We start from the raw sequence: 10,642 nt of genomic DNA, 5'->3' as shown, positions 1-10,642 counted from the left end.
CACCAAACGCAGATTTTTCATAACCAAGCAAAGTTTCATGTCCACGATTAACCAATTAGAGCAAAATGTAGTAATACTTACGTTATCGGGAGGATTTAGTGATAGTATTTGATTACATCTTCATCGATAAAATTACATTGTTGCTGGTGTTCGGACTGTCATTGCTAATTATCAGCTTTTCTTTTGCCTTTAATGAGAAAGAAGACATCCTACGCAACATTGCTGTCGCCTTCTTCTTTCCCTTAATTATGAGTATCGCCTACTTCTTAGTTCCTGCCGATTATGAATTAGCCTTGGTTCATTTAACGGTAGCCTGTCTGCCCCCACTTATGCTGGCCTTTATCTGGAGATTTCATAATTTCAGTTACTTCACTTTTATTGTAATGCAAATTATTTTGGCGTCATTGATCCTGTGGTTAATGCAGACTCCTCAATTAAGTAGCTGGGTGCTTAGATGGGATCATTTCTTTGTCTTAGCGACCTTACTGGTGTCAGTTGGATCAGTCATACATATGTGGAAGAATAACACTTCTTATTGGCTGATAGGTTCCTTATTAGCATTTATAAGTACTCAAGTCGCCTTGATGACGAATCAGCCTTTATTATACTCTGTGGCAATTTCATTGGCTTTTGGGCTGTTTTTTACATTTATCCTGAAGAAGTTGCAACAAGAATTAACACATATTATTCAAAAGGCTGATGTTGGTAGCAGTCAATGGGATCGAACCGTTCGCCAGGAAGTGATGATGAGGACTCTGGAAATCGAAAGAGTCAATCGTCACCTGGCAGAAAGTATCCGGACTGACCCTTTGACCGGCCTTCTTAACAAGAAAGCGATAGTCGAGGAAATAAAACTGTCCATAGATCAGTGCCGTAATTCTAGCTTCACGCTTATATTATTTGATATTGATGACTTTAAGTCCATAAATGATCAGCAGGGCCATCTGGCTGGGGACAGGATTCTTAGTCAGGTAGCAGGTATAGCCTTATCCAGCATTCGCAATCGTGACCGGGTGGGACGGTATGGCGGTGATGAGTTTATAATACTTCTGCCAAATACCAGTCTCAAGGATGCCTATTATGTAGGCAAAAGATTATTAGAAAGAGCTGCCAAAGATCTCTCCTGTACACTTTCACTAGGTATAGCGGTATATCCGGTAGACGGCCAAACTGCGGACGACTTGATCAGCCGTGCTGACCAAGGATTATATGAAGCCAAACACCAAGGTAAGAATTGCATGGCCTATAACGGAGGCGCCCAATAGGTTGAGTTGTTCACTTGTCGGCCAGTGATTTTTGATAAGCTTTCCATCCCGGACACCATTTAGTGTGCCATAACCATAATCTGGCACTAAATGTACCGGGATTCGCTTGAGATTTTTTACGCCATTGGCAGTTTTCACATGGATGCATATTCATCCCTCCTAGTCTAACACTAACTTATCATAAAGCTTTGATCGTTAGAATAAGAAACTTTGCATTATTATAGAAGAAGCCCACAGACTATATGAAATCTGTGGGCTTCTTCAGGGAATAGACAGCATGTTATGCCTTTATTAACAAGGTTTTACCTAAGAATGTTATTCGCAATAACCACTCTCTGAATTTCGCTAGTTCCCTCATAGATTTCTGTAATTTTCGCGTCACGCATCATTCTTTCCACCGGATATTCGCGAGTGTAACCGTAGCCGCCTAAAATCTGAACCGCCTGATTAGCAGCCCAATTAGCGGTTTCCGAAGCCTTTAGCTTGGCCATGGCAGCATCAAGCGAGAAAGGCATATCATTACTTTTCTTCCAGGCAGCAAGGTATGTTAACAGACGGGAAGCCTGGATTTCCAGAGCCATATCGGCCAGTTTGAATTGAATCGCCTGCAAAGAAGATATGGGCTTACCAAACTGAACCCTCTGTTTAGCATAGTCGCGAGCATATTCATAGGCCCCCTGGGCAATACCAACTGACTGAGCAGCGATACCAATACGACCACCATCAAGGGTCTGCATCGCCATCTTAAATCCATCGCCTTCTTTGCCTAACAGGTTGTCCTTAGGAATGCGACAGTTTTCAAAAACCAAATCACAGTTTTGGGTACCTCTTAATCCCATCTTGCGCTCAAATTTACCAAAGCTAAAGCCAGGTGTACCTTTTTCAACAATAAAGGTACTGAAGGCTTTACTCTTCAATTCTTTCGAACCAGTACGAGCAAATACCACGTAAGTATCGGCTGCTTCAGCATTAGTAATAAATATCTTGCGACCGTTCAATACCCATTCATCGCCATCCAATTCAGCTTTAGTTGTCATGCCCAGAGCGTCGCTGCCAGCATTAGATTCAGTTAAGCCAAAAGCGCCTTGTTTTTTACCTTCAACTAAGTCAATCAAATACTTTTGCTTCTGTTCTTCCGTGCCCCAGTTCCAAATCGGCCATACTCCCAGGCTGACATGGGCTGAGAGAGTATCAGCAGCAGAGGGGTCAACTCTTCCCAGTTCTTCTACCGCAATAGCGTAAGCGATGTAGTCAAAACCAGCCCCCCCATATTCGGGTTCAAAAGGAATGCCTGTTAAACCTAGTTCAGCCATCTGAGCAAAAACCTCTGGGTCAAAATACTCTTGCTCGTCGCGTTCGGCCACTTTAGGAGCCAGTACTCCCTCAGCAAAATCTCGTACAGACTGCCTAATCATCTCATGTTCTTCACTCAGTTTGAAATCCATTACTGTCATCTCCCTTTCTTCTATTAATAAATAACTAGTGTGACTCTTTGAGTAGCAAATTCTCATTGATCGTTAGTCAAGTCAAATATAAAGAATATACTGATAATAAATATGCAATGCAACAATCATGCCATTCAATGGTTTACTTGCCCATCACCTTGCTAAAAAGCCTGAGAATAGGGATATTAGATGAGATACGAAATGAAATATGGGGTACCCAAGTGGTTGCGGTAGCAGCCAAATTAAAACATTTTCGGTTCAGGTGATCAATAACTGTATCACTATTAAATTGTAAATAGTATGTTTAATGCCTCAAACGGTTTGAACCATAAGTTTTATATTAATGATAGGTTTTTCCACCCTAGCCACCATCTATCCAGATTATGATGGAATAAACCAAACTGCACTATGATTTACCTTTATAAATAATTTGCCCAATTGTTGCCCAATAATGTTACAGCCAACCTAAACCGTCCAAAAGCTGACGGTATTGCCTGACCGAGAATTGCTGGATATAATGACCATATCTTAGGGAAAGGAAAAGACGCCTCTGTTAAATGTGCTAATGCAGCAACAAAAGCACCAGAAGCGTCTCCCAAAGGTATGGTAATTGTATCAAATTATGAATTAGATTTAAACCCCGATAAGGGAGTTTTTTGTTAGGAGCTTGGAGCAACTTCCCTGCCCGTGTTGTAGTGGACAATTAAAAGTAATAGGCAGCCGCCAGAGAAAGTGTATCACTGCCTCGGGAGAAAAGGTAAATTTAATCATTCGTAGGTTAAGATGCATTGAATGTAACCGTATTCACCACGAACTACCAGATATGCTTGTGCCATATAAACTCCATGTTAGTGAAAGTATTGAGGCAGTGGTTAGCAACGATTCAGAGCTTAGTGTTATCTCTGATGAATCTACCCTGAACCGATGGAGAAAATGGTTTAATGAGAAAGTCGATTACTTTCAAGGTTGCCTGGAATCAATTACAATCCGCTATGGCAGTGAATCTGTTGAAGATAAATCCGCTCTTCCTGAGTCCAAGCTCCAAAGGATTTGGCATTATGTAGGGGATGCTCCGGGATGGCTAGCCAGAGTTGTCCGTCCCATAGCCAACTTAAATTTATGGATACATACCCGTTTAGCCTTTTGTCCATAACAGTATAGCTTTACACTCATGCTGAAACCTGAAAAAGGAGGTAATCAGCATGAGAGACCAAAAGAAAGCAGACGAAATTGCCGAGCAGCGAGTGCAAATCCTGTCCCCGCTCCTGGCAGAAGGCCTGGATAGTGCTCAAGCCAGGCAGATTAAAGCCAGGATATGCGAGCAGACCGGCATATCCGAACGCACCCTGCGCAGATACCTGGCCCAGTACCGGAAGGATGGTTTTAGCGGACTCAAACCCAAAGGTAAGGGAGAGCGACGAAGTGATGAGGCAATACCGGTTAACATCCTGGAACAGGCAATCCTGTTGCGCAGGCAGGTACCGACCCGTAGCATTGCACAGATTATTCAAATCCTGGAATGGGAAGGATTGGTAGAGCCAGGACAAATCAAGCGCAGTACCCTACAGGAGAAACTGGCCGAACGAGGTTACAGCGCCCGGCACATGCGTATGTATGCCGATACCGGTACAGCTGCCCGGCGCTACCAAAAGAAATACCGTAACCAACTTTGGCATTCGGACATAAAATATGGCCCATACCTACCCATAGGCAAAGACGGGAAAAAGAAGCAGGTTTATCTTGTGACCTTCGTGGATGACGCGACCAGATATATTTTGCACGGTCAATTCTATCCCACTTTAGATCAGGTAATCGTTGAAGATACTTTCCGCCAGGCCATTTTAAAATACGGGGTACCAGAAAAAGTATATTTCGATAACGGTAGTCAGTATCGAACCAAATGGATGAAAAGAGCTTGTGCTAAAATGGGGATTCGTTTACTCTTTGCCAAGCCCTATTCCCCTGAAGCTACTGGGAAATCAGAACGATTCAACCGGGTAGTGGATTCCTTCCTGGCTGAAGCGGTTCTGGAGAAACCTCAAACCCTGGATAAATTAAACCAGCTGTTTGAAGTCTGGTTGGAGGAGTGTTATCAGAACAAGCACCATTCCGGGTTAGAAGGAAACATTAGTCCTCAGACTGCTTATCGCAGTGACAGGAAAGCATTAAAATTTCTAGACCCCGAAACAATAGCCAGTGCTTTCCTCCATTGCGAAGAAAGGAAAGTAGACAAGGCAGGTTGCATCAGTTTTGCGGGGAAAAAATATGAAGTAGGACTAACCTTTATTGGCTGCAAGGTAGATGTCATCTATGATCCAGCCGATATCAGCGAACTGACTATTGAATACGAAGGCCATAAGCCTTTTAAAGCTAAAGAACTGGTTATTGGAGAGCGGAGTGCTCCCAGGCCTAAACTACCCGAGCATTTACAGAAGGCTCCAGCTAATTCTTCAAGGCTGCTAACTGCAGCCGCCAGGAAAAACCAGGAGCGTAAAGAAACCCAAATCCCTGCCATCTCCTACCGCAAAGTAAGGAAGGAGGGGTAAGTCATGTTTGAGAGTTTTTATGGTCTGGAAAGGACACCATTTTCCCGGGATATACCTACGGATCAGTTGTATCAATCGCATATGCTGGAAGAAACCCTGGGACGTTTAGAATATACCGCTCAGCGCCAGATGTTTGCAGTGTTAACCGGGGACTGTGGAACCGGCAAGACTACCACCATACGTAAGCTTAAAGAAACTTTAGATACATCCCGGTTTATGGTGATGTACCTGGCTGATTCCAAATTGACCCCCCGGCATTTTTACAAAGGTCTCCTTGAACAATTAGGTTGTGAGGCCAAGTTCTATCGGGGCGATGCCAAACGCCAATTGCATAAAGAGATTGAACTTATGCAAGGCATCCATCATCTACAACCCGTGGTTATCGTAGATGAAGCCCATCTTTTAGACAAAGAGATGCTGGAAGAAGTTCGTTTCTTACTAAATTTCAAAATGGATGCACAGAGTCCGATGGCTTTAATACTGGTAGGACAAAACGAACTCTGGGAACGGCTTAAACTGCAATCTTACGCAGCAATCAGGCAGCGCATTGACTTGCAGTGCAAGTTGCCTTATCTGGACCGAGCAGAAGTAGGCCAATACATTAAAACGCACCTGGCTTATGCCGGTGCCGACCATGATATTTTTTCAGATAATGCTATAGATGAGATATTTAAGTTTTCGAGTGGAGCTGCCAGAATGGTCAACAAGGTTTGTACCCATTGTCTGATATATGGGGCACAAAACAATCGAAATATTATTGATGATCACATGGTGAAGTTTGTTGTTCAGGGAGAATTGAGTTAGTTCTCCCTGCCCCCTATGGGGCTAATATTCTCGGTCACTATGTCCGTCAACTTTTGGACATTTAACACCGTCTATCGCTGGACATTATGGGGTGGCAGTAACACAATAAACCTATCGATGCATACGAGCATCATTAAAAGACCAATTGATTCACAAATAGGTCGTTTTTTCATTATCAATAGTCCAAGCCACATAAATAACATTTCCAAAACTATTGATTCACATCCACACCTTGTGTACTTAGTTAATTATAACATTTAAGAGGTTCATTATTCATGTAAAGTTTGCTTGACATTGTTGGGATTTCGGATTATTCTAGTGTAAAGCTAGCTTTACAATAATGGAAATAAGGCGGTGAAATAATGCCGAATCGCCTACGCGAAATGCGGGAAAGAACAGGGTTAACTCAGGAAGAACTGGCTGCCCAGGTGGGTGTTTCCAGGCAGACCATCATTTCTTTAGAGAAGGGGAAATACAACCCCTCAATTTCTCTGGCTTATAGTTTGGCGAAAGTGTTCAGCATGAGTATTGAAGATCTTTTTCGTCTCGATGAAAGGAAGGTTGAAGATGAATAGCAAAAACACCCAGTGTATAAAATGGCTATCATTGGTGTTAGTTGCGGGAATTGCCATCTGGCAGATCGTCAGCGGCAATAGTTCCTTCGGCACTGGCTTGCTGGTTGGTGTGGTAGTAGCAGCAGGTTCCTTGGAAATAAGGCAGCGCCGCATCAGTGATATGCAGAAAAAAGGTATGAACCCTTATGATGAACGCGCTTGGTCCTTAGCCGGTATGGCTGCCTACGTATCTGTTAGAATTTTTGTAATTTCCATAGCAGTAATTGTATTGATCGGCTCCATCTGGGGCCCGCAAGTCCAGGTAAATCCTTACAACCTATTGGGATTGTGCCTGTGCGCATTACTGGGATTATATGTTGGCAGCTATTATTACTACAACCGCAAATTTTAGTCTTCAATAATTGATTATCTATCTTTATACGGATAATGATAGTACTCTAGATATGGGGCCCCTGGTCTTACACGAGTCTGTAATACTTTGGCACAGGAGATCATTATGAGAAACACTTCCTACGTCAGATATGTAGAATTGATACGTGATCGGATCGATTCTTTTTCCGATTACCCGTTTTGTCTACCAGCAGTAAAAACCTTAGACATTCTCCCTCTTCACCCTAATGTCACCTTTTTCGTCGGTGAAAACGGTACCGGAAAGTCGACTTTATTAGAAGCCATAGCCATTTGCTGGGGGTTCAACCCTGAAGGCGGCACCAATAACTTTCGCTTTTCAAGTCATGCTTCTCATTCAGACTTATGGAAATATATAAGATTAGTAAGAGAGGCTCAACGGCCACTAGATGGATTTTTCCTTAGAGCGGAAAGTTTCTATAACGTAGCCACCTATATAGACGAGTTGGAAATTATAAATTCCTATGGTGGGCGTTCACTCCATGAGCAATCACACGGAGAATCTTTTTTTGCAGCCTTTATGAATCGTTTTTCCGGTCAGGGTCTCTACATTCTGGATGAACCGGAAGCAGCTCTATCTCCGCTTCGCCAAATGGCTTTACTTTCGCGAATTCATGAACTTGTTAAAGCCAATTCTCAGTTTATTATTGCTACCCATTCCCCTATCATTATGGCGTACCCAGATTCTCTCATATATCAACTCAGCGAGGATGGTTTTACTGAAACAACCTATGAAGAAACTGATAACTGAGACTTTTGCATAATAGCAAAAATCGGGTTCTTTGAAACTACAATATAGTAGCAGAGCATACTAACCAGTTAAATTTTGGTTAATACTGCCTTTAACATCAACAAGGTTACTGGATTTATCTAAAAATGAGCAGGTTAACCCCCTTTCTTTCAAAAACCTTAATTCCTGCTTGCTTTAGGCAGCTATATCTGCAGAAGATTTGTCTTTGTTTATGGCGACAACTGATGCAATCATGGTAATAACACTCAGGTAGGCATGAGTTTTGACCTTTTTAATGCCTCGCACATTGAGTCCAGTTTCAAGTCCCAGATGCTCCTTTAATCGCCCAAAACACCGCTCTACACCGGTTCTCTTGTTGTATAGCAGTTTCCAGTTTGAAGTTCCTCGATGAGGCACTGTGAACAATCTGGAATCTTGTCTGGCTCTGGTTTTAACAACCATTCCATAATTGCTGGCTGAGCACCAGGAGGAACCAAAAGGACAGTCACATTTGCCCATAACATGAGGGCATCGGAATTTGTTAACCCCATTGCTACCGCCCCAATAAGTCATGCGGTATCCTGCTGAACATATGGGAGTTGCATCCCAATCCAGACCTTCTGGAGGTTCCTTTGCCCCCCGGTGGTTTAGTGGTATTATTGCCTGTGCTTTGTAGTTCTTGCGGATTAGTTCATATATTGACTTTTGATCATAACCGGCATCCATGAGATAATACTGGGGTTTACTGTTCAAGTTACTATTGCATTCTTCAAGGATGCTTTCGGCCACTATACCATCGTGGATACTAGCTGGGGTTATGCTCAATGCTACTGGTAATTCAGATTTAACGTCAGTAGCTATATGCAACTTGTAGCCAAACCAGGTTATCTGATTACCATTGGTATCTAGCTTACTGCCCCAGTTAGCGGATTGGCCATCGTCATTAATATTTTTACGTGGAACTGACTTCTCATTGGCATCTACTTTGGAAGCATCTATGGCAATGGAGCTGGTATCAAGAAGCCCCATGGATTCTGCTGTTTTCACCTGTTCATTGAACAGTTCACTAAGTACTTCTGATTGACTTAACTGTTCATAGAAACGACTAAAGGTAGCAATACTAGGCACTTTACCAAAAACATCAAAGCCGCAGTTGTATCTAAGCACTGGGTCATGGGTAAGACGCTCCACTAACTCAGTAAATGTAGCCATATTGTAAACTCGCATCGCAATTAATGCTTTAAGTTTGTGCTCAACCAAGTAACCAGTAGGCCCTCGATGTTTTTCATTATTCTTAGAAAGAACAGTAATAACGTCATCAAAATCGAGGGTGGCTAGAATTATCTCTAATCTTGACCGGGGCTGCAAATTTATTGCATCCTCAAAGGAAAATACGTATCCTTGCCGAATATTCATAAGTGACTTCTCCTCCTTCGGATTGTTTGTTTTGTCACTTATTAATTCGGCAAAAAGGGGGGTGAAGTCCTTTTTCTGCCCTCTAAAAGTTTGGATTTTTCTAGGCTAATTAATATGCAAAAGTCTCAGTTGAAAGAGTTAACAGTTGAAGCTGATATTTTTGGCAAAAAGTAACTAAGGAATTCAGTAAATCCGTATTGGCCATACAGTCGCCACCCTTATGGATTATTCTTTAATCTAAAGTAGGTCATTCCTTTAATTGGGATTCCATCCTTCTCATATCTGCCAAATCCCCAGACGGCATCTTTTCTCTCCATTAAGTGATTAAATAAAACTAATCCGAAGAATAATCCGGATGCTTCTTTGTTGTTTCCACAAGCAAGATATAGCGGTTCATATACAGTCCCTGTCCAATCGTTTCCCGGCATCCAGCTTGAGGTATTAATATCGGTTACATCAATTTTCTGATCTAGAGCATCAATGATTTTCTGATAATCTGACGTAGAGATGTTCTTCATCCAACTATCAAATTCCCTTTTATGTGGCAGTTTCTTTACATATTTTCCTGTCTCAACTGAATACAACATTATTGTCCACCTCCTACAACATACCATTGAACATTGGCGCTATCCTTCTGAGTTGGGCTAACTCCTTCAACTTTGCCAGCTAATACATAATTATAAAATGCGCGCCCCATTGCAAGACGGACCCCACGATCAATGTTTGCCCAATCGGTTGACAGCACCATTTTAATATTAAATGGGGTTCCTGGCTTAATTCGTGAAACCCGTTCAAGTAGTTCACGAAACCATTTTTTGAATTCAGTATCCTCCAATACTTTGTTCTTGATATAAAGTGCGATTGTCATTCCTTCGGCATCAGCTTTAGCTTCTAAATGAGCATACTCTGTTTCACTAAAACAAATCTGGATTACCTTGCTTGCCATAAAATGCGCCCCCTTTATTTATAATACTAACCTTCTGGTTATTATTATAAACCATCATGTGTTCTATGGTCAACATGTTTTTATTATAAACCACTTAATTTATATTATATTCCTGGGCAAGTGAGTCTTTATATAAGCAGTAAAAAGGCACCTTAATAGAGGTGCCTTTAAAGCAAATGTGTTATTACCTTTTTACCTGGCTTTGCAAGCCATGTCTTTTGCGAGTCCCTTTTGGGAACTCTAGATTGGCAAAGGGAAAAGGATGTTCTGGGTCAAATAATTTTTGTTTACTCACATTTTTAATAAAATTCTCTATAAATTTGTCTTCAACATCCTTTGCTTTTTCCCCCGCGGACGTGGTCCAGAATTGTTAAAGCCAACCTAACCCGTCCAAAAGCTGACGGAGTTGCCTGACCAAAAATAGCTGGATATAATGACCATATTATACAGAAAGGAAAGACGCCTCTGTATAAATGTGCTAATGCGACCAACAGAAGCACCAGAGAC

At 42.0% G+C, this 10,642-nt stretch carries 11 protein-coding genes; 7 read left to right on the top strand and 4 right to left on the bottom strand.

The genetic code is table 11. From position 1 onward, the window contains the following. Nucleotides 1-98: 98 nt before the first annotated feature. Complete coding sequence (locus AC1U9Z_RS17115; protein WP_479958438.1) at nucleotides 99-1,265, top strand: GGDEF domain-containing protein; 1,167 nt, start codon at nucleotides 99-101, stop codon at nucleotides 1,263-1,265. A 302-nt stretch (nucleotides 1,266-1,567) separates the two neighbouring features. On the opposite strand, the gene AC1U9Z_RS17110 is transcribed toward AC1U9Z_RS17115, so the two are convergent. After that, on the bottom strand, nucleotides 1,568-2,710 hold the full coding sequence (locus AC1U9Z_RS17110; protein ID WP_479958437.1) for an acyl-CoA dehydrogenase: 1,143 nt from the start codon (nucleotides 2,708-2,710) through the stop codon (nucleotides 1,568-1,570). 667 nt (nucleotides 2,711-3,377) lie between these two features. Between AC1U9Z_RS17110 and AC1U9Z_RS17105 the strand changes: the two genes are divergently transcribed. The 6 genes from AC1U9Z_RS17105 to AC1U9Z_RS17080 all read left to right on the top strand — a co-directional run bounded on the left by AC1U9Z_RS17105 (nucleotide 3,378) and on the right by AC1U9Z_RS17080 (nucleotide 7,794). Continuing rightward, on the top strand, nucleotides 3,378-3,863 hold the full coding sequence (locus AC1U9Z_RS17105; RefSeq protein ID WP_479958436.1) for a DUF6431 domain-containing protein: 486 nt from the start codon (nucleotides 3,378-3,380) through the stop codon (nucleotides 3,861-3,863). Between the two features lie 49 nt (nucleotides 3,864-3,912). Beyond that, entirely contained in the window at nucleotides 3,913-5,256 is a 1,344-nt protein-coding gene (locus AC1U9Z_RS17100; protein ID WP_479958435.1) for a DDE-type integrase/transposase/recombinase, read from the top strand. A gap of 3 nt (nucleotides 5,257-5,259) precedes the next feature. Continuing rightward, the gene (locus AC1U9Z_RS17095; RefSeq protein ID WP_479958434.1) at nucleotides 5,260-6,060 is read left to right on the top strand and encodes an ExeA family protein; all 801 of its coding nucleotides are present in this window, start codon (nucleotides 5,260-5,262) and stop codon (nucleotides 6,058-6,060) included. 362 nt (nucleotides 6,061-6,422) lie between these two features. Continuing rightward, nucleotides 6,423-6,635, top strand: a complete 213-nt coding sequence (locus AC1U9Z_RS17090; protein WP_479958433.1) for a helix-turn-helix transcriptional regulator — start codon at nucleotides 6,423-6,425, stop codon at nucleotides 6,633-6,635. After that, on the top strand, nucleotides 6,628-7,026 hold the full coding sequence (locus AC1U9Z_RS17085) for a DUF2178 domain-containing protein (protein ID WP_479958432.1): 399 nt from the start codon (nucleotides 6,628-6,630) through the stop codon (nucleotides 7,024-7,026). Before AC1U9Z_RS17090 ends, AC1U9Z_RS17085 begins: the two co-directional genes overlap by 8 nt. 105 nt (nucleotides 7,027-7,131) lie before the next feature. Beyond that, nucleotides 7,132-7,794, top strand: coding sequence for an AAA family ATPase (locus AC1U9Z_RS17080; RefSeq protein ID WP_479958431.1), 663 nt, complete (start codon nucleotides 7,132-7,134; stop codon nucleotides 7,792-7,794). 174 nt (nucleotides 7,795-7,968) lie between these two features. Here AC1U9Z_RS17080 and AC1U9Z_RS17075 read toward each other — a convergent pair whose 3' ends face one another. From AC1U9Z_RS17075 to AC1U9Z_RS17065, 3 genes are all read right to left on the bottom strand, one after another. Further along, nucleotides 7,969-9,189 (bottom strand): transposase, encoded by a 1,221-nt coding sequence (locus AC1U9Z_RS17075; protein ID WP_479958430.1) that lies wholly within the window; start codon nucleotides 9,187-9,189, stop codon nucleotides 7,969-7,971. A 218-nt stretch (nucleotides 9,190-9,407) separates the two neighbouring features. Then, on the bottom strand, nucleotides 9,408-9,776 hold the full coding sequence (locus AC1U9Z_RS17070) for a hypothetical protein (RefSeq protein WP_479958429.1): 369 nt from the start codon (nucleotides 9,774-9,776) through the stop codon (nucleotides 9,408-9,410). Next, entirely contained in the window at nucleotides 9,776-10,135 is a 360-nt protein-coding gene (locus tag AC1U9Z_RS17065; RefSeq protein ID WP_479958428.1) for a DUF1413 domain-containing protein, read from the bottom strand. Before AC1U9Z_RS17065 ends, AC1U9Z_RS17070 begins: the two co-directional genes overlap by 1 nt. Between the last annotated feature and the right edge of the window lie 507 nt (nucleotides 10,136-10,642).

It is taken from the genome of Desulfotomaculum sp. (assembly GCF_982386235.1).
Note: the sequence above shows the minus strand (reverse complement) of the source record. Positions and strands in the feature narration are given on the sequence as shown.